The organism is Microlunatus sp. YIM B11417, assembly GCF_059617205.1.
Window position 1 is genome coordinate 46,879 of sequence record NZ_JCAMPJ010000005.1, and the last position, 18,396, is coordinate 65,274.

Sequence of the window (18,396 nt, forward strand, 5' to 3'; positions counted from 1 at the left end):
GACCGCCGTGCCCGACTCCGTCGCCGATCCCCGCCTCCCTTCCGTACCCCCACTACACCGCCGGCTCGCACCAGGTTCCACCTCCACGCCCGCCGACCGGTCACCAAAGCAGCGGTTCTGGCGGCGTGTCGCTGCAGAAGTGACCGGTCGGCGAGTACCGGGGGGAGGGCCTGGGAAGGAGGCAGGGAGGCGGTCCGGCTCGCTCCTCCCTTGATCCGGGTGGCCGTGTCGCGATTTCACTGCAGGTGAGTCGCTCCGGGCAATCTCAACGATGGACCAACCGAGTTCAAGAGCTTTGGCGACGCAGCCTGGCCTGCATCATCGCCACGTTGGCGCGGTGCCACCCGTCGAGCGAACCGCAGTCGAAGTATCGGCCGCGAGCGACCGATACACCGATGGAGCCTGACTTCATGAGTTCGAGAAGAGCATCGGTGATCATCGCCTCGCCGGTTTCGGGGTTGGCCTGCTGGGCGCGGACCACCCGGAAGGCGGCCGATGTCAGGTAGTAGCGGCTGATGTTGGCATAGGTCCCGTGGGCGGTGCTCGACTTCTCGATCAAGGAGACCAGCCGCCGGCTCATGCCATGATCACGAAGCTCGACGATGCCGTACCGGTGCGCGTGCTCGGCCGGCACCGTCGTCACCTGCATGGCGGCGAGGCAATCGGTCGCCGCAGTGCGAAGGTCGGCAAGATCAACGGCGTCGCCTCCGCCGCCCGGCGGGGTCAACAGGTCGTCGCCGGAGAGGTAGAAGCAGGACCGCTCGCCGACGAAGTCGGCTGCCAGCCGGGCTGGGACTGCGCAGGCGTGGGTTTGTCGACAACCGCACGTTCCGCGTACCGGACGGCGTGGGTTTGTCGACAACCCGACGCCCTGAAGCTGAAGTCCCGCACCGCGCCCGAACCCCCATCTGGGGTCTTCGGCGGCGAACCTCGGCTCACGTCGACCGGTCACTTCCGCAGCGACACGCCGCCCAAACCGCTGCTTTTGTGACCGGTCGGCGGGTTTTCAGGGAGGGGGAGGTTTGGTGCTGTCGCGTTCGGTGAGGGTGGGGGTGGAGTCGAGGTAGGCGCCGGTGCTGTTGCCCTCCAGGACCTCGAACATGCGGCGGGCGGCGTGGGCGCCGTAGGCCATCACGTCGTGGCTCATCGCGGACAGCGACGGGTGGGTGATCTGGCAGAGGGAGGAGTCGTCCCAGGCGAGCAGGGAGACCTCGTCGGGTACGGCGACGCCGAGCTCGAGGCAGGTGGAGAGGCCGGCGACGGCCATGATGTCGTTGTCGAACAGGATCGCGGTCGGCGGGTCGTCGGCGGTGATCAACTCGCGGGTCGCGGTACGGCCGGCCTCGGCGGAGAAGTCGGAGGCGGCGATCACGGCCTCGACGCCGGCCCGTTCGGTGGCGGCCCGGAACGCCGCGCCGCGGATGCCGACCTGACCGTGGTCGGCCGTGCCGGAGACCCGGCCGATCCTCCGATGACCCAACCCGACCAGGTAGTCGACGGCGTTCACCATTGCGGTCGCGTCGTCGGTCCAGACGGCCGGGAAACCGGCGGCCAGGCCGGGGTCGCCGATGCAGAGGACGGGCAGGTCGAGCCGGTGCAGTAGTGGGATCCGCGGATCGTCGACGCGCAGGTCGACCAGGATCACGCCGTCGACCCGGCGCTCGGAGTTCCACTTCCGGTACGTGTCGAGTTCGGCGTCCAGGTCGGCGGTGACCTGCAGCAGCAGCGCGTACGACCGCTCGGAGAGCACGCTCTCGATGCCGGAGATCAACTCCATGAAGAACGGCTCGCTGCCGAGCACCCGCGGATTGCGGGTCAGCACCAAACCGAACGCCTCGGTCCGCGACCCGGACAGCATTCGCGCGGTCCAGTTCGGCGCCCAGCCGAGTTCCCGGGCCACCTTGAGGATCCGTTCCCGGGTCTCCTCGGAGACGCCGGGCCGGCCGTTGAGTGCGTACGAGACGGCGCCCTTCGACACACCGCAGCGGCGGGCGATCTCGTTGATCGTGATGCGAGCCACCACACCTCCTTGTGTCGAGCGGGCTCGTGTCCGTGAAGGGAGACGCTACTGCATGAACTGAACCGGTTCGGTAGAGTCGGGACACATGATGGGATGCAACGGCGCCATCCACCCGTGCGCGCCACTCGGCCGAGCCGGATCACCACCAGCCCCACACCCGAGCGGGCACCGCGCGACGCCGTCCTCCGGACCAGTCATCCACCATCGCTGACGCCAACCGCTACCAAGTTACGAGGGAGCCTCCATGTCTCATCCGACCGGCCTATCGGTGCAGCTGTACACCGTGCGCAACGCGCTGGCCGAGGACTTCGACGGCACGCTGGCGAAGATCGCCGGCTTCGGTTACACCCAGGTCGAGCCGTTCGGCCTGACCGACTACGCCGACGCACTGCGGACCGGCCTGAGCAAGCACAACCTGACGGCACCGTCGACCCACGTCGGGCTGCTCAAGGGTGATCAGGAGGAGATCTTCGGCGTCGCCAAGGAACTCGGCGTCTCCCTGGTCATCGACCCGCATGTCGACCCGGCCCGCTGGGAGTCCGCCGAGGACGTGAAGCAGATCGCCGCCGACCTGAACGCCGCCGCCGAGAAGGCCGCCGCGCACGGGCTGACCGTCGGCTACCACAACCACTGGTTCGAGCTCGAGTCGATCATCGACGGCAAGCACGCGCTCGAGGTGCTGGCCGACAACCTGGCCGACGGTGTCGTGCTCGAGGTGGACACCTACTGGGCCAAGGTCGGCGGTGCCGACGTGCCGGCGCTGCTGCAGCGGCTCGGCGAGAAGGTCGTCGCGCTGCACATCAAGGACGGCGACGGGACCCGGGACAACAAGAAGCAGGTCCCGCTGGGCACCGGCTCGATCCCGATCTGGGAGTACGTCGACGCCGCGCCGAACGCGCTGCGCGTGGTGGAGCTCGACGACAGCGAGCAGGACCTGATCGAGGCCGTCGGCACCAGCTTCGCGTACCTGAGCGCCGGCAAGGAGGCCTGATCATGACGGAGAAGCGCACCGGACCGGTCGGCGTCGGCATCATCGGCACCGGCGTCATCAGCAACACCTACCTGGACAACCTGAAGAGCTTCCCCGACGTCGAGGTGCTCGCGGTCGGCGACCTCTACCCCGAGGTGGCCAAGGCCAAGGCGGAGGAGAAGGGCATCGCCGTGGCCGGCGACCCGTCGGTGGTGCTGAACCACCCCGACGTCGAGATCGTGGTCAACCTGACCATCCCGGCGGCTCACGCCGAGGTGGCGCTGGCGGCCGTGGCGGCCGGCAAGCACGTCTGGAACGAGAAGCCGCTGACCCTGGACCGGGCCAGCGGTCAGCAGCTGCTGCAGGCGGCCGAGGAGAAGGGGGTACGGGTCGGCTGCGCGCCGGACACCTTCCTCGGTTCCGGGCTGCAGGCCACCTTCAAGGCGCTGCAGGACGGCGTGATCGGCGAGCCGCTGACCGCGTTGATCTTGTTCCAGAGCCCCGGTCCGGAGTCCTGGCATCCCAACCCGGCGTTCCTGTTCCAGGACGGCGCGGGCCCGCTGTTCGACATCGGCCCGTACTACCTGACCGCGGTCGTGCAGGCGTTCGGCGCGGCCGAGTCGGTCGCCGCGATCGGGTCCAAGGCGAAGGCCAAGCGCGTGATCGGGTCCGGGCCGAAGGCGGGCGAGGAGTTCGACGTCACGGTGCCGAGCCAGACCGCAGGCCTGGTCCGGTTCGCCAGCGGCCAGTCGCTGACCTCGATCTTCAGCTTCGACTCGCCGCAGCCGCGGACGCTGCTGGAGATCACCGGGACCGAGGCCACGCTGCTGGTCCCGGACCCGAACACCTTCCAGGGTGAGATCAAGATCAGAAAGACGGGCTCCGACGACTGGGAGGTCATCGGGACCACGACCGAGAAGTCCAGCCGCGGCACCGGCGCCCTGGACATGGCCCGGGCGATCCGGGAGGACCGGCCGCACCGGGCTCAGGGTGCGCTGGCCTACCACGTGCTCGACATCATGACCTCGATGGCCGAGTCCGGCGAGCAGGGCCAGTTCGTCCAGGTCGAGAGCACGGTCGCGCCGGCCGATCTGTTGCCGGAGGACTGGGACCCGAAGGCGAAGACGCTCTGATCAAGATCGTGCCCTGAGTCTGTCGGCCTGCGACAGGCTCAGGGCACGTTCGCGTTCAGTTGATCACGCCGACAGTGATCAACACCGCGGGCAGCACCAGCGGCGAGATCGCGAGCAGCAGGGCGAGGATGCCACGCTTGCGGCCCTTCCCGGTGCCGATCGCCTGGACCGACAAGGTGATCGCGGCGCCGATCAGCACAACCGCCACGGCGAACGCGACGAGCATGATCACGGCGATGATCCCGGCCACGGCGACGGCCTGGCCGGCCTCGGTGGTGCCGTTCTGGATCAGCTGATTGACCGCGTTCACCAGGACGCCGAGATTGGCGACCAGGAGCGCGATCGACACCACGAACAAGACGACCTCGATGATCGCGACGGTCAGCGCCGCCTTGCCGAAGCCCGTCGCCCGTTTCTCCTCGGGCGTCTCGGCCGCTGCCTCCATGTCCTGTACGTCACTCATCTAGACCTCCAGGTCGGGCGCCGAGGACCCCCGAGGGCGACCCGTAGCCCTCAGCGGCCCGCGACTGCGTGTTGCGGAGCCCCGTGGTCCTGAGACTGGCACGGGTCACTCCGCCGGCGCAACCTCCCGCACCGGCGACCTGGTGATCGCGGGCGACCCGATCAGCCGGTGATCAGGTCGTTCACCGAGCGCAGCACCGGCCGGGTGGTCAGCGCAGCCTCGTCCAGCGGCGCCGGGGCCGTGACGACGAACGTGTGCGACTGCCCGGCGGTGAGCGTGATCAGACCGCTGTCCACCCGGGCGGCCGGGTCGAGCCGGTCCGGGAAGATCGCCAGGTCCTTGATCAACGCCTCCGCCCGTACGGTGACCCGCTGGACGTCGCCGTCGCCGACCACCGTCACGGTCGCCGCGTCGGCCTGCTGGTGCACCCGCAGGCTGGTGTCCTCGACGAAGTACCAGTACGCGTCCGCCGCGCCGTCCGCCGCCAGGGCGAGGAACTCGACCGTCGGGTCCTCCGGCGTGATCAACTCCGGCGCCGGCTCGATCGTGACCGTCGACCGCGGCGCCGCCTGGAACGGCACCTCCTGTTCGGCCAGGGTCTCGCTGCCGAGGCCGGTGCTGCGGCGGGTGATCGACAACGTGCCGGACCACGGCTCGTCGCTGTCGTTGTGGATGATCACGGCCGGCGCCTGCCCCTGGATCGGCTGCAGGTCGAACGGCCCGTTGCTCGCCGGCCGCGGCTGGACGGTGATCAGACGGTCGGCGTAGACCGCCTGGAGGGCGTACCAGAGCGGCTTGCGGATGCCGGTCGAGTCCACCGCGGCCCAGGAGATCACCGGCCACTGATCGTTGAGCTGCCAGACCACGGTGCCGCTGTTCAGCGGGTGCAGGCTGCGGAAGTGGGCGATGCCGTACGCGACCGCGCGGGCCTGGTTGAGCTGGGTGGTCCAGTGCCAGTCGTCGGCGTGGAACGGCTCGGTGCTCCACATCGGAAGATGATCACCGAGGCCGAGCTGCAACTTGAGGTTGCCGTCGCCGGCCTTCTGGTGCACCAGCATCTGCGGCCCGAACGGGTCCAGCGGCTGATCATGGACCACCGACGTCAGCGTCGACCAGGCCGGCGGACCCTGGAATCCGAACTCCGCAACGAAACGGGCCGGGTAGTCCCGGTAGTGGCTGTAGTCGACCCGGTTCCAGACGTCCCAGATGTGCATGGTGCCGTGCCGGTAGTCGTTCGGGTAGTGGTACTTCGGCGGGGAGGACGGGCTGCCTGCCGTGTACGGCGTGCGCGGGTCCAGTTCCGCGACCAGCGACGGCAGCAGGTCGGAGTAGTAGCCGTCGCCCCAGGTGAGGTCGCCGAGCTTGGCCTTCCAGCCCCAGTCGACGTAGCCCCAGAGGTTCTCGTTGTTGCCGTTCCAGATGGCCAGACTGGCGTGCCGGCTGAGCCGGGTGATGGCCTCCCGGGCCTCCGCCTCGACCTCGCTCCGGAGCGGCTCCTCCTCGGCGTACGCGGCGCAGGCGAACAGGAAGTCCTGCCAGACCAGGATGCCGAGCTCGTCGCAGAGGTCGTAGAAGTCCTCGCTCTCGTAGAACCCGCCGCCCCAGACCCGGAGCAGGTTCATCCCCGCGTCCTTGGCGTCCATGATCGAATTCAGGTACGTCTCCCGGCTGGTCCGGGTGATCAAGGCGTCGTCGGGGATCCAGTTGGCGCCCTTGACGAACATCCGCCGCCCGTTGACCAAGATCACGAACTCGCTGCCGGCCCGGTCCGGCGCCGTGCTGATCTCGACCGTACGGAAGCCGACCCGGCCCCGCCAGGTGTCCGCCGACCCGAGCGTGACGGTGACCGGATAGAGCGGCTGCTCCCCGTACCCGACCGGCCACCAGAGTTCGGCTTCCGGCACCGCGACCGTGATCACCGCGGAGGTGGTGCCGGGCGTGACGTCCTGCTCGGCCCGGTGGCCGCCGATCTCGACGCCGATCGTGGCCGGCTCGGTCGCCCCGGCCGCCCATGCGAGGTCGACGTGGGCGGTGAGCACGCCGCCGCCGTCGGGACCGGGGGCGGCCAGCGGACGGACCGCGGCGATCCGGGCCCCGTTCCAGGTCTCGATCCCGATCGCCCGCCAGATCCCGACGCCGGCCAGGTCGGGACCCCAGTCCCAGCCGTACGTGCTCGCGGCCTTGCGGATCGCGTTGTACGGATGGGCATACGAGGCCGGCCGGGGTTCGCCCAGCTCGGCCTCCAGTCGGCGGGCCGCCGTCGCCGGGCCCTCGAAGTCGATCACCAGCTCGTTGTCGCCGTCCACCAGCAGAGCGGTGATGTCGAACCGATAGCCGCGGTGCTGGTTGGCGGTCCGGCCGACCTCGGTGCCGTTCAGCGTGATGGTCGCGACCGTGTCCAGCCCGTCGGCGACCAGGTCGTGCCGGGCTCCGGCGGAGGGGTCGAACCCGAAGGTGGCGCGGTAGGTCCAGTCGGTCCGGCCGATCCAGGACAGCAGCGACTCGTTGTCACCGTCGAACGGGTCGGGGATCCGGCCGGCGGTCAGCAGGTCGGCGTACACCTCGCCGGGGACCGTCGCCGGAGTGGCGGCGCCGACCAGGTCGGACCAGGGTTCCGGCAGCTCCGCGGTGGCGGGACGCAGGGTCCAGGCCACGCCCGCGGCCGAGCCGAGGTCGGTCCGCGTCAGGGCGACGGTGGAGTCGGACGAGTCCGAGGATGTGAGCAACGGGTCGTTCATCCCACTGACGCTACGGGAACCCGGCGGTTGACCGGAAAACGGGTGCCCACTGGTCGGTGGCCGGGTGCTAGATTGGGGACGATCCGGCGTCGACGAGCGTGACGACCTCCGAGCCGGCCCGTCTGGTCAGCGGCAAATGACCGATCCGAGGCCGGCCGCTCTGGCCGGCGAAGGTGTGGTGGCACCGCGAGCTCCCGATCGCCCACACCTCCCGGGGCAACAGCTACCAGGAGGTGAAACAGATGACCACAGCCACATCCTTACGACGAACGCTGGCCGGCGATCTCCGGCCGGCCGAGACGGTCATGATCGAAGGCTTCGTCCATCGGCGACGGAGGCTCGCCTCGGTGATCTTTCTGATCATCCGGGACCGGTCCGGCCTGGCTCAGGTGGTGATCACCGAGGACCGCGAGCGCGCCGAGCAACTCGGCGAGGAGACCGTGGTCCGGGCCACCGGGCGGGCGGTGGCGAACCCGCAGGCACCGGGCGGGGTCGAGCTGGTCGACCCGGAGCTGGAGGTGCTCGGCGAGCCGGACGGCCCGCCGCCGCTCGAGCTGTGGCGCCCCGGGCTGAAGGCCTCGCTGCCGACCCTGCTCGACCACGCCGCGCTGTCCTGGCGGCATCCGGCCCGGCAGCGGGTCTGGCGGCTGGCCGCGGCGGCCCTGCAAGGCTTCCGTGGTGCTCTCGCAGCGCAGGACTTCACCGAGATCGCCACCCCGAAGCTGGTCGGCGGGGCGACCGAGTCGGGCGCGAACGTGTTCCAGCTCGACTACTTCGGCCGGCCCGGCTACCTGGCCCAGTCGCCGCAGTTCTACAAGCAGATCATGGTCGGCGTGTTCGAGCGGGTCTTCGAGGTCGGGCCGGTGTTCCGGGCCGAGCCGCACGACACGGTCCGGCACCTGGCCCAGTACACGTCGCTGGACGCCGAACTCGGCTTCATCCGTGATCACCGGGACGTGATCACGGTGCTCCGATCGGTGATCGCCGCCATGATCGAAGCGGTGGCGGCCGTGCCCGGGGCTGGACTCGAACTGCCCACCGTGCCGCCCGAGTTCCCGGTGATCCATTTCGCCGAGGCTCTGGCCCTGGTCGGGGCCGACCCCGAGGAGCCGGACCTGGCGCCCGAGCACGAGCGCCGGCTGGGCGAGTGGGCCCGCACCGAGCACGCCTCCGATTTCCTGGTCGTGGAAGGGTATCCGGCCGCCAAGCGTCCCTTCTACACGCACCCGCAGCCCGATGATCATCGCTGGACGAACTCGTTCGACCTGATCTTCCGGGGCACCGAGCTGGTCACCGGTGGTCAGCGGCTGCACCGGCTGGAGGACTACCGGGCCGCGCTCGCCGACCGCGGTGAGGACCCGGAGTCCTACGCCGACTACCTGGCCACGTTCGGCTACGGGATGCCGCCGCACGGCGGGTTCGCGATCGGCCTGGAGCGCTTCGTGGCGCAGCTGACCGGCGCCGCGAACGTCCGCGAGGTCACCCTGTTCCCGAGGGACCTGCACCGGATCGCACCGTGAACGTGGTCGCACCACGGGCCGCCCGTTTTTCACGCAACGTGAAAAACTGTCGCTATACCAGAGAAGCTTCCCTGGTATAGCGACAGGAAACCTGGTGAAGCGGCCCGGCGAAAGCCGGTGGGCCTGCCGACTGGCCGACCCACCGGGCTCCGCTACCCGGACGGCTACAGGGTTCCGTTGCGGTTCAGGGCATCCACACCCTTCTCGCCGTACACCTCGCGGACCCGCTGCCGCAGCAGCTGCTCCGAGAGGCCGGCGGCGAGCAGATCGGCGCCGGCGTCGCTGGCGTTGATCTTGGTGCCTGCCTCGGCCGGCACCCACGGTGAGGTCACCGTGCCGCCGACGTGCTTGGCGTTCTTGTTCAGCCTCGCCCAGGACTGGTACGTCTTCGCGTCCTGGACCAGCGGCAGGGCCTGGGTCACCACGATGTCCTTCGGCTGCTTCCCGGTCAGGAAGTAGTTGATGATCGGCCGGTCGACCTGCTCGGTGCCGTACGGGAAGTGACCGTGCGAGCCCTCGTTGTCGATGGTGATCAAGCTCGTGTTCGGCAGCTTGGTGCCGGCCCGGTAGCCGCCCTCCCAGCCGGTCTGCGAATCCAGCTCGCCCTGCAGCACCACGGACTTCGGGAACGTGTTCTCGTTCGTCACCGGCATCAGCGTGTTGGTCCGCCAGTACGCGCAGAGCGGCACGTCGAGCAGACCCCACTGATTGGACAGCGGTGCCTTCTTCGCCTGCTTGGCGTTGTGCTCCTCCCAGTACGCCGAGCCCTGGGTCCACTGGCCGTCGTTGCACCTGATCATGTCGAACGGATCCTCGAAGACGCCGGTCTCGGTCGTCTCGGCGGAGCGGGCCGAACGCTGCCGGTCCTGCTCCGCGGTGGCGAGCTCGGTCAGCGGGGCGAGCTGCTCACGAGCGTCCTTGATCTTGGACCGCTGCTGCTTGGTGGCGGTCTTCTCGATCTTGGCCAGCATCGTGTCGGCAGCGACGGCAGGGTTCTCCGCGGCTGCCGTCCTGGCGGCGTCCTCGCTCTCGCCGAACTCGATCAACAGTTGCACCACGTCACCGGCCAGCGGGTAGTCCGCGTTGTTGCCGAACGCCCCGGCTCCGCCGAGCAGGGCCCAAGCGAGCAGAACCGTGAACGGGTCCAGCTTCGCCGTCGCCGCGAAGTAGCGCTCCCTGATCTTGTACGGATCCTCGCCGAGCCCGTACGTCTCGTGGTGCCGGGCGATCCAGTTGATCATGTGCATGGTGAACTGCCGGTCCCGGGCGATCGGCTGCAGGTCCCAGGTCGACTGCAGGGTCGGCTGGGTCCCGTCGATCGACGAGTCGAGCAGGAACCGGCCGCCGTACTTGGCGCCGAACACGTTCTCGTACCAGGTGCCGAGCCAGGTCCCGTACGAGTACCCGACATAGCTGAGCTTCGGCGCCTTCAGCAGCTGACGGATGAAGTCCATGTCGTAGACGGTCTGCTCGGTGCTGATCGTCCGGACGTCGGCGTTGGTCGAGCAGGCCTTGCCGGCCGCCTTCAGCTCCGCGTACGGATCGGTGGAGGCGGAGTCCCACTCGTACGAACACGACGCGTGGCTGCTCTGCCCGACGCCGCGCGGGTCGAAGCCGACGTAGTTGTAGTAGGGATTGAGGTCCGGGGTCCGCTCCTGCATGACCGGACCCCAGACCAGACCCTCGCCGCCCGGACCGCCCGGATTGACGAACATCGTTCCCTGGTAGCGCGGGTTGTCCGGATCGATGTTCTTCGCCTGCGAGATCCTGATGTTCCAGGTCTTGCCGTTGCCCGGGTCGTGCCAGTCCCGCGGCACGACCACCGTCGCGCACGAGACGTTCGGCACGTTGAAGCGGTCGTTCAGCGCCGGATCGCCGAAGTCGCACTTCTCCCAGGTCAGCTTCTGCTCGGCCAGGTCGCCGGCCAGCTTCGCGACGTTGGGAACCTTGGCCGCCGCCGACGCCGGGGTGGAGGTCGCGTAGACCGCCGACGACACCGCGAGCGCCGGTGCCAGCAGCAGGCCGACCCAGCGGCGCCACGATGATCGTGGACGTGAGGCTCGGCCCGCAGCTGAGGATGATCTTGACTGACTCATGTGCCCTCCCGAGAATTCAACGCCCTGATCAGGGCGGATTCGTGTGGGGTCAATGAACCAAAACAGACCGAGCCGCCGACAGTCTCTGCGCTGGCGCGATCCGGCAATGTCCGGTTTCGGACAAGCCCTAGATCCAGCCCCGTTTGGCCGCCTGGACACCGAGCAGGAACCGGGTGCTGGCACCGAGCAGCTGGTGCAGCCGGTTGATCCGCCGTTGCACCGTACGTTCGCTGACGCCGAGTTCGCGGGCGATCGAGGCGTCGGTCAGGCCGGTCGCGAGCAGTTGCAGCAGCTGCCGGTGCTCGTCGGCCCAGGAGGAGTCGTCCAGCGACGAGATCGGCACGGCGAGCGACCAGATCGAGTCGAACAGGCGGACCAGGGCGTCCAGCAGCGTCGACGGATAGACCAGCACCGCGTCCGCGTCCATCGGGTCCTCGGTCCCCGGCGCGCTGCCGTACGGGAGCAGCAGCAACGCCCGTTCCTCGTCGGCGATGATCATCCGGACCGGCACGTCGGGGTACGTGCGGGCCTCCTCCAGGCCGTTCGAGTTCCGTACCGCGGCCATGATCAACGGGTCCTCGAGCACGGCCTGCTGATAGACCACCCGGTACTTCACGCCGCGATGGGTCGCCGATTCCTGGACCGGTGAGATGGTGCCCTTGCGCTGGCTGAAGTACGGCGCGCGATCGAAGCAGAGCACCTCGTGCTCCGCGCCCGTCTCCACCTGGTGCATCGCCTCACGGGCCTGGTCGATGCCCCGGATCACCTCGAGGAAGCCGCCGGACGTGGTGCCCTGGATCGACGCGTAGTGGCTCGCCGCCAGTCGGGCCCGACGGATCCGGGCCTCCTGTTCGATCACCCAGCGCTCCACCGCCAGCCGGACCGGCACCGCGATCACCTGGCCGTCCTCGGTGCGGACCAGCCCGACCCGGGTCAGCTCCGCCACCGCGTCGCGGTCGATCCGGTCGCCGTCGGTGGGCGTGCGGAGCAGCTCCCCGTACAGTCGCTCGGCCGCCCGCGACACCTCGAACGGAGCCAGGTATTCGGACTGACTCCCCGCATCGCCATCCATGCGTCCAGTCTCCCTCAGCGCGGGGCACCCGACCGCAGCCGAGCCGACCGGTGCCATTCAGCCGCTGGTAACCGGGCGTTGTCGCGGCCGGGCCAGCATGACGGGCGTCGAACCGTCCCGGAGGTAGCCATGCCCAGCCCCGCCCGTGCTGTCGTACCGCTGCTCGCCACCCTCGCCGCCGCCCTGATCGTGTCCGTCGCGGCACCGAGCGCGGACGCCGTCGGCCGGACCCGGGATCCCGAGGTGATCGCCCACCGTGGCTCGTCCGGCGTGGCTCCGGAGAACACCCTCGCGGCCGTACGGCAGGCGCTGCGGCACCGCGCCGACACCGTCGAGAACGACATCCAGCGCACCAAGGACGGCGAGCTGGTGATCATCCACGACACGACGCTGGCCCGGACCACCGACGTCGAGCAGGTGTTCCCGGACCGCGCCCCGTGGAACGTCGGCGACTTCACCCTGGCCGAGATCAAGAAGCTGGACGCGGGCTCCTGGTTCGCCCCCAGGTTCGCCGGTGAGCGGGTGCCGACGCTGGCCGAGTGGGGTGCGGCGGTCGGCCAGGCGCGGATGCTGCTCGAGCCGAAGGCGCCGGAGCTCTATCCCGGCATCGAGAAGGACCTGGACCGTGAGCTGAACACGGTGCCGGCCCTCCGGAAGGCGCTGCGGAGCGGCCGGATCGTCGTCCAGTCCTTCAACCACGCCTGGCTCCGCGACTACAAGGAACTGGCGCCCGAGGTCCCGGTCGGCCTGCTCTACGGGTCCAAGCCGACCGCCGCGGACATCGAGGCGGCCGCCGCCTGGGCCGAGCAGGTCAATCCCGCCCTCGGCGTGATCGACCGGTCGACCGTCGACCTGGTTCATGATCAGGACCTGGAGATCCACGTCTGGACCGTGAACGACGGCCAGGGCATGCGCCGGGCCCGCGACTGGGGCGTCGACGGCATCATCACCAACTACCCGCAGGTGCTCCGCGACCTCCTCCGCACGTGATCGAGTTCTGAGTGAATTTCGCCGCGACCGACCGGCGGAAATTCACTCGGCATCGCCGCTCGTCAGAGGCGGAGCAGAGTGATCGCGTAAGCGACGATCCAGGCGGCCCAGCCGAGCCAGCCGACCAGGCCGATGATCGCGACACGGTGGTTGCCGTCGGCGTTGTACGGGGCGGCAGTGGCGGCGGCGAAAAGCAGGGCGGCGCTGATCCAGCCGAGCCAGGCGTGCCAGGCGGGGATGAGGCCGAGGGTCGCGCCGGCGGCGGTGAAGCCGAGCACGGCGACGGCCAGGAAGACCTGGTTGAAGCCGAACAGCACGTTGCCGAACGCCCACAGCCCGGCCACCGACGCACGACCCTGGCGGGCGGCCTCGGCCATCCCGAACCGGAGCGCCTCGACGACCATGAAGGCGGCGTTCTGCATCAGCACGCCCGCGAAGCCGACCAGGGCCCAGCCGTTGCTCGCGAGTTGATCATGACGCCAGAGCGCGCCGAGCAGCCCGGCGGCGAACAGGGTGGTGCACAGCCAGCCGGCCGGGGCGAACACCGAGGGCGCCTTGATCCGCTGCCCGGCGCCGGCCAACGCCTCGGTCGCCGCGGAGAGGGACAGTCGAGCGCCCGGCAGCGGCAGCCCGACCCGGAGATAGACCACGTTGATCACCACGGCCAGCAGAACGAAGCCGAGGCCGGCCAGACCCGCCAGACCGGTGACGCTCACCGCGACCACAATTTCAAATTACGATGCATGTATCGAATATAGGCTACGGAATGTAAGATCACCATCATGGAGAACGGGACCGGTCGGCGCCGCTACACCTCGCTCCGCCGCGTGTCGCAGGCGCAACAGACCCGTGCGGAGATCGCGGAGGCGGCGCGCCGGTTGTTCGTGGCCCAGGGCTGGGCCGCGACCACCGTGCGCGATGTCGCCCGGGAGGCCGGCGTCGCGGTGCCGACCGTCTACGCGGCGTACCAGAACAAGGCCGGGCTGGTCTGGGCCCTGGCCGACGCCGCCGATCTGGCGGCCGGCCTGCCGCAGCAGCTCGACGAACTGGAGGCCACCGACGACCCCGGACAGCAACTCGCCGCGATGGCGGGCTACGACCGGCGGCTCTTCGAGCGGGCAGGCGACCTGATCGCGCTGGTCCGCGACGCGGGCCGCACCGAGCCCGACTTCGCCGACTTCTACCTCCGGGGCCGGCGGCAGGCCGGCGAGCACCGTACCGAGGTGTTCGCGTCCTGGCCGGAGGGCACGCTCCGCCCCGGCCTGGACGTCCCGACCGCCGTCGACATCTATGCGGCGCTGTGCAATGTCGACGTCTTCGCCACCCTGCGGGTCGAGCGGTCCTGGTCGCCCGACCGGATCGAGCAGTGGTGGGCCGAGGCCCTGCCCCGCGAGCTGCTCAGCTCCTGAGCCGGCGCCGTGCTCAGCCGGCGAGGACCTCGCGGAGCTTCGCGGCGAAGGCGTCGGGCTCGCCGGGCGGCATGCCGTACTCGCCGCCCATGAAGCCGCCGTGGTCGCCCGGGAAGATCACCGGCTGCTGGCCGATCCGCTCGGCCACGATCTCTCCGGTACGGCGCGGCAGGGCGGCACCGGTCTTCTCGCCGACGGCGATCACGACCCGGGCCGACGAGTCGCGCAGGGCGTCGAAGTCGTGCTCGTAGTAGTTGCAGTCGATCATGTTCTGGCCGAGCAGTGCGTCGTCGCAGGTGCCGTCGTCCTCGGTCGGCAGGCCGAACTGGGCCGGGTCGACGGGCCACTGCGGGAAGTCGGCCGGGATCTCGCCCTGATGACTGACCAGCATGATGAACTTCGCCATGGCCGGGCCGGTCCCGCTCTTCAGGTACGTCTCGTTGATGTCGGTCACCGCGGCCAGGGCGGCGGCCCGGTCGGGCAGCACCTGGGTGACCGGCGGTTCGTGGGCGACCAGGGTGCGGAGCTGTTCGGGATGCTGCACGGCCAGGACCAGCGCGTTCACGGCGCCGCCGCTGCTGGCGAAGAGGTCCACCGGGCCGCCGACGGCGTCGATCAGGCGGTGCAGGTCGTCGGCGTGCTCGTCCGGCGTGGTCCGGGCGGCGCCGTCGGTGCGCTTGCTGCGGCCGGCGCTGCGCGGGTCGTAGGTGACCACGGTGCGGTCGCCGACGTGGCCGGCCAGGGTGGTGAACCCGACGGCGTCCATCGGCGAGCCGATCAGCAGCAGCGGCGGCTCGGTGCTGTCGCTCGACCGGACGTCGTAGTGCAGCACGGCACCGGGCACGTCCAGCGTGAAGGACTTCGGTTCGGACATCTGGCTTCCTTCCTGATGGGTCGTCGTTACCGACTCGGCCGATCACCGAAACTCATCGGGCTGATCGAGTACAGCATTAATGTGTCCAGCGTGACCGACTTCAGTGAGATCTACACGCCGACCGAGGAACACGAGGCGTTCCGGGCCGCGGTCCGGGAGGTGTGCGACGCCAAGGTCGCGCCGAACGCGGCCGAGGTGGATGAGACGGCGACGTTCCCGCAGGCCGCGTACGACGCGCTGCGCGCGTCCGACTTCCATGCCCCGCATGTGCCGGAGTCGTACGGCGGTGTCGGTGCGGACGCGCTCGCGACGGCGATCGTGATCGAAGAGGTGGCCCGCGCCTGCGCGTCCTCGTCGCTGATCCCGGCGGTCAACAAACTGGGCACGATGCCGATCCTGCTGGCCGGCAGCGACGAGTTGAAGCAGGCCTACCTGCCGCCGGTCGCGTCCGGGGCGGCGATGTTCTCCTACTGCCTCTCCGAGCCGGAGGCAGGTTCGGACGCGGCGTCGATGAAAACGCGCGCGGTCGCCGACGGTGATCATTACGTGCTGAACGGCGTGAAGCGCTGGATCACCAACGCCGGCGTGTCCGAGTACTACACGGTCTTCGCGGTCACCGACCCGGAGGCGCGCAGCCGCGGCATCAGCGCGTTCGTGATCGAGAAAGCTGATCATGGAGTGTCGTTCGGGGCGCCGGAGAAGAAGCTCGGCATCAAGGGCTCGCCGACCTGCGAGGTCTACCTTGATCAGGTGCGGGTGCCGGCCAGCCGCATGATCGGCGAGCCGGGCACCGGCTTCGGCACCGCGATGCGCACGCTGGATCACACCCGGGTCACCATCGCCGCGCAGGCGATCGGGATCGCTCAGGGCGCGCTCGACTTCGCGGCGTCGTACGTGAAGGAACGATCCCAGTTCGGCAAGGCGATCGCGGACTTCCAGGGCATCCAGTTCATGATCGCCGACATGGGGATGAAGCTGGAGGCGGCCCGGCAGCTGACCTACGCGGCGGCGGCCAAGTCGCAGCGCAACGACGCCGACCTGACCTATTTCGGTGCGGCCGCGAAGTGCTTCGCCTCCGACGTCGCGATGGAGATCACCACCGACGCGGTGCAGCTGCTCGGCGGGTACGGCTACACCAAGGACTATCCGGTCGAGCGGATGATGCGGGACGCCAAGATCACCCAGATCTACGAGGGCACCAATCAGGTGCAGCGGATCGTGATGGCGCGCCAGTTGCTCAAGTCCTGAATTGATCACCGCCGCCCCGGCGTTGCCCGTCGCCGGGGCGGGCGGTGATCGATAGTGTCGGCGGCGACTCCGACACGAAAGCAGGGATATGCCTCGCTGGAAGACCGGTGTGACTGCGGGCCTGGCCACGATCGCGACGCTCTCGATGATCGCCGCCACGGCACCGCCGGCCACGGCTGAGACCGCCTTCTCTCCTTACACAGAACAGAAACTCGCCTGGGGTGCCTGCGACTTCGAGACCGAGGTCCCGGTCGAGTGCGCCCTGATGACCGTGCCGCGCGACTGGGCCGCACCGACCTCCGGCCACGACCTGAAGGTGCAGGTCAGCCGGGTCGTCGCGACCGGCGAGGAGGGCCGCCGCGGCATCGTGGTGACCAACCCGGGCGGGCCGGGCGGCCAGGGGACCGACCTGCCGGCGGCGCTGGCCGAACTGCAGCCGGACCTGAACGTCGGCTATGACCTGGTCGGGATGGATCCGCGCGGCACCGGTCGGCTCGGCTCCTACGAGGAACTGCCGAAGGACATGCTGACCTGCGACGTGCCGGTCGGCCGGCTGCCGGAGGGACCGCTGGACGCCCGGGACCGCTCGCCCGAGTCGATCGCGGAGAACCAGAAGACGGCCCGGGCCATCGCCGAGGCCTGCCAGAGCCAGGCCGTCACCCCGTACATCACGACCTGGCAGACCGCTCATGATCTCGACCTGCTGCGGACCCTGTTCGGCGTCGACAAGATCAACTACATCGGCTACTCGTACGGCAGCTGGCTCGGGGCGAAGTACGCCTCGCTGTTCCCCGAGCACGCCGGCCGGATGGTGCTGGACTCCAACGTCGACTGGCAGGGCCGGCTGATGGCGGACTTCGAGGACTTCCCGCGGATGGGGCAGCGGCAGATCGACGACGTCTTCCTGCCCTGGGCGAACCGGATCGCGCCGGAGATCTTCGGCGAGACCGTGGCCGAGGCCCGGGCGGCGGTCGAGCGGGGCCGGGAGGTCGCCGCCGAGTACGGCATCGACGGCAACAGCTACGACGGCATGTTCGTCGGCAACGGCAGCCAGACCGGCTGGGTGCTCACCCTGCTGGTGATCGGCGCGATGGCGGCCGACGATGAGGCCCTGGAGGACATCTCGCTGTCCAAGGACGACCGGTCGGTGCTGGACCGGGTGTCGAAGGACCGGTTCGGAGTGCCGGCGGCGAAGCTGACCCGCGCCCTGGTGATCAAGAACAACCTGGGCCAGGACGACTACGCGGCCGCTCCGCTGACCCGGTTCGCGGTCGCCTGCGGTGATCAGCCGACCGAGACGACGGAGTGGTACCAGCGGCTGAGTGATCGCCAGGGACCGCGCTATCCCTACGGTGGTTGGCAGTACGGGCTGAGCGAGGTCTGCGGTCCGTGGACCGACGAGCCGCTGCAGGAACTGCCGACGCTGCCCGAGGAGGTCCGCGACGACATCCTCGTGGTGCAGGGCGAGTTCGATCCGCAGACCTCGTACGAGCAGGCGATGCTGGCAGTGCGCAAGGCGCGCGGCGTCAACGTGGTGCGGGTCGATGACAGCCCGTTCCACGGTCAGTACGCGATCCAGGGCAACTTCTGCGTCGACGGCGTGGTGAACAACTTCCTGATCCACGGTTCGGCGACCGACGAGGCGATCTGCTCCTCGGTGCCGTTGCCGCTGGAGGAGGAGGTCCATCCCGTCGCAGGCCCGGTGGACGACTATCTCGATGATCATTCCGACGGCGGCGGCTCGCTGGTCCAGGTCGTCGACAGCGTGCTGGCGCTGGTGCTCGGGGAGAAGATCTCCCGGCTGAACCAGTAGTCCGGTGGCCGCCCGGGCCGGTAGGGTCCGGCATCGTTCACGTACGACGG

The 18,396-nt window shown here is 69.5% G+C and carries 15 protein-coding genes; 7 read left to right on the forward strand and 8 right to left on the reverse strand.

What is annotated here, in order from left to right:
• Nucleotides 1-286: 286 nt before the first annotated feature.
• Together AC6CCG_RS22705 and AC6CCG_RS22710 are read right to left on the reverse strand one after the other, a co-directional pair.
• Nucleotides 287-952, reverse strand: a complete 666-nt coding sequence (locus AC6CCG_RS22705) for a sugar phosphate nucleotidyltransferase (RefSeq protein ID WP_496656966.1) — start codon at nucleotides 950-952, stop codon at nucleotides 287-289.
• A 54-nt stretch (nucleotides 953-1,006) separates the two neighbouring features.
• On the reverse strand, nucleotides 1,007-2,020 hold the full coding sequence (locus tag AC6CCG_RS22710; RefSeq protein WP_496656967.1) for a LacI family DNA-binding transcriptional regulator: 1,014 nt from the start codon (nucleotides 2,018-2,020) through the stop codon (nucleotides 1,007-1,009).
• 244 nt (nucleotides 2,021-2,264) lie between these two features.
• On the opposite strand from AC6CCG_RS22710, the gene AC6CCG_RS22715 reads away from it, so the two are divergent.
• Both AC6CCG_RS22715 and AC6CCG_RS22720 read left to right on the forward strand, forming a co-directional pair.
• Complete coding sequence (locus AC6CCG_RS22715; RefSeq protein WP_496656968.1) at nucleotides 2,265-3,011, forward strand: sugar phosphate isomerase/epimerase family protein; 747 nt, start codon at nucleotides 2,265-2,267, stop codon at nucleotides 3,009-3,011.
• Nucleotides 3,012-3,013: 2 nt separating this feature from the next.
• The gene (locus tag AC6CCG_RS22720; RefSeq protein WP_496656969.1) at nucleotides 3,014-4,123 is read left to right on the forward strand and encodes a Gfo/Idh/MocA family protein; all 1,110 of its coding nucleotides are present in this window, start codon (nucleotides 3,014-3,016) and stop codon (nucleotides 4,121-4,123) included.
• 55 nt (nucleotides 4,124-4,178) lie between these two features.
• Here AC6CCG_RS22720 and AC6CCG_RS22725 read toward each other — a convergent pair whose 3' ends face one another.
• Together AC6CCG_RS22725 and AC6CCG_RS22730 are read right to left on the reverse strand one after the other, a co-directional pair.
• A complete protein-coding gene (locus AC6CCG_RS22725; RefSeq protein ID WP_496656970.1) occupies nucleotides 4,179-4,586 on the reverse strand; it encodes a hypothetical protein in 408 nt (135 codons plus the stop codon).
• Between the two features lie 161 nt (nucleotides 4,587-4,747).
• Entirely contained in the window at nucleotides 4,748-7,324 is a 2,577-nt protein-coding gene (locus tag AC6CCG_RS22730; RefSeq protein WP_496656971.1) for a glycoside hydrolase family 2 protein, read from the reverse strand.
• A 242-nt stretch (nucleotides 7,325-7,566) separates the two neighbouring features.
• Between AC6CCG_RS22730 and aspS the strand changes: the two genes are divergently transcribed.
• The gene (aspS, locus tag AC6CCG_RS22735; RefSeq protein ID WP_496656972.1) at nucleotides 7,567-8,844 is read left to right on the forward strand and encodes an aspartate--tRNA(Asn) ligase; all 1,278 of its coding nucleotides are present in this window, start codon (nucleotides 7,567-7,569) and stop codon (nucleotides 8,842-8,844) included.
• A gap of 164 nt (nucleotides 8,845-9,008) precedes the next feature.
• Here aspS and AC6CCG_RS22740 read toward each other — a convergent pair whose 3' ends face one another.
• Both AC6CCG_RS22740 and AC6CCG_RS22745 read right to left on the reverse strand, forming a co-directional pair.
• On the reverse strand, nucleotides 9,009-10,940 hold the full coding sequence (locus AC6CCG_RS22740; protein WP_496656973.1) for an alpha/beta fold hydrolase: 1,932 nt from the start codon (nucleotides 10,938-10,940) through the stop codon (nucleotides 9,009-9,011).
• Nucleotides 10,941-11,067: 127 nt separating this feature from the next.
• Complete coding sequence (locus AC6CCG_RS22745) at nucleotides 11,068-12,012, reverse strand: helix-turn-helix transcriptional regulator (RefSeq protein WP_496656974.1); 945 nt, start codon at nucleotides 12,010-12,012, stop codon at nucleotides 11,068-11,070.
• Nucleotides 12,013-12,141: 129 nt separating this feature from the next.
• Between AC6CCG_RS22745 and AC6CCG_RS22750 the strand changes: the two genes are divergently transcribed.
• Nucleotides 12,142-13,002 carry a glycerophosphodiester phosphodiesterase gene (locus AC6CCG_RS22750; RefSeq protein WP_496656975.1) on the forward strand — a complete coding sequence of 287 codons (861 nt, stop codon included), beginning with the start codon at nucleotides 12,142-12,144 and terminating at the stop codon, nucleotides 13,000-13,002.
• A gap of 62 nt (nucleotides 13,003-13,064) precedes the next feature.
• On the opposite strand, the gene AC6CCG_RS22755 is transcribed toward AC6CCG_RS22750, so the two are convergent.
• On the reverse strand, nucleotides 13,065-13,718 hold the full coding sequence (locus tag AC6CCG_RS22755) for a hypothetical protein (RefSeq protein WP_496656977.1): 654 nt from the start codon (nucleotides 13,716-13,718) through the stop codon (nucleotides 13,065-13,067).
• Nucleotides 13,719-13,784: 66 nt separating this feature from the next.
• Here AC6CCG_RS22755 and AC6CCG_RS22760 point away from each other — a divergent pair, with 66 nt between their 5' ends.
• Nucleotides 13,785-14,411: a TetR/AcrR family transcriptional regulator gene (locus AC6CCG_RS22760; RefSeq protein ID WP_496656978.1), complete on the forward strand. Its 627-nt coding sequence runs from the start codon at nucleotides 13,785-13,787 to the stop codon at nucleotides 14,409-14,411.
• 13 nt (nucleotides 14,412-14,424) lie between these two features.
• Here AC6CCG_RS22760 and AC6CCG_RS22765 read toward each other — a convergent pair whose 3' ends face one another.
• On the reverse strand, nucleotides 14,425-15,285 hold the full coding sequence (locus tag AC6CCG_RS22765; RefSeq protein WP_496656980.1) for an alpha/beta fold hydrolase: 861 nt from the start codon (nucleotides 15,283-15,285) through the stop codon (nucleotides 14,425-14,427).
• Nucleotides 15,286-15,375: 90 nt separating this feature from the next.
• On the opposite strand from AC6CCG_RS22765, the gene AC6CCG_RS22770 reads away from it, so the two are divergent.
• Nucleotides 15,376-16,533: an acyl-CoA dehydrogenase family protein gene (locus AC6CCG_RS22770; protein WP_496656982.1), complete on the forward strand. Its 1,158-nt coding sequence runs from the start codon at nucleotides 15,376-15,378 to the stop codon at nucleotides 16,531-16,533.
• Between the two features lie 88 nt (nucleotides 16,534-16,621).
• The gene (locus AC6CCG_RS22775; RefSeq protein WP_496656984.1) at nucleotides 16,622-18,346 is read left to right on the forward strand and encodes an alpha/beta fold hydrolase; all 1,725 of its coding nucleotides are present in this window, start codon (nucleotides 16,622-16,624) and stop codon (nucleotides 18,344-18,346) included.
• The last annotated feature ends 50 nt before the right edge of the window (nucleotides 18,347-18,396 follow it).

What these genes read in the sequence shown, in the direction of transcription:
- AC6CCG_RS22720 (WP_496656969.1), top strand. Translation starts at nt 3,014, where the DNA reads ATGACGGAGAAGCGCACCGGACCGGTCGGCGTCGGCATCATCGGCACC.
- AC6CCG_RS22775 (WP_496656984.1), top strand. Translation starts at nt 16,622, where the DNA reads ATGCCTCGCTGGAAGACCGGTGTGACTGCGGGCCTGGCCACGATCGCG.
- AC6CCG_RS22760 (WP_496656978.1), top strand. Translation starts at nt 13,785, where the DNA reads ATGGAGAACGGGACCGGTCGGCGCCGCTACACCTCGCTCCGCCGCGTG.
- AC6CCG_RS22745 (WP_496656974.1), bottom strand. Translation starts at nt 12,012, where the DNA reads ATGGATGGCGATGCGGGGAGTCAGTCCGAATACCTGGCTCCGTTCGAG.
- AC6CCG_RS22765 (WP_496656980.1), bottom strand. Translation starts at nt 15,285, where the DNA reads ATGTCCGAACCGAAGTCCTTCACGCTGGACGTGCCCGGTGCCGTGCTG.
- AC6CCG_RS22750 (WP_496656975.1), top strand. Translation starts at nt 12,142, where the DNA reads ATGCCCAGCCCCGCCCGTGCTGTCGTACCGCTGCTCGCCACCCTCGCC.
- aspS (WP_496656972.1), top strand. Translation starts at nt 7,567, where the DNA reads ATGACCACAGCCACATCCTTACGACGAACGCTGGCCGGCGATCTCCGG.
- AC6CCG_RS22740 (WP_496656973.1), bottom strand. Translation starts at nt 10,940, where the DNA reads ATGAGTCAGTCAAGATCATCCTCAGCTGCGGGCCGAGCCTCACGTCCA.
- AC6CCG_RS22715 (WP_496656968.1), top strand. Translation starts at nt 2,265, where the DNA reads ATGTCTCATCCGACCGGCCTATCGGTGCAGCTGTACACCGTGCGCAAC.
- AC6CCG_RS22730 (WP_496656971.1), bottom strand. Translation starts at nt 7,324, where the DNA reads ATGAACGACCCGTTGCTCACATCCTCGGACTCGTCCGACTCCACCGTC.
- AC6CCG_RS22725 (WP_496656970.1), bottom strand. Translation starts at nt 4,586, where the DNA reads ATGAGTGACGTACAGGACATGGAGGCAGCGGCCGAGACGCCCGAGGAG.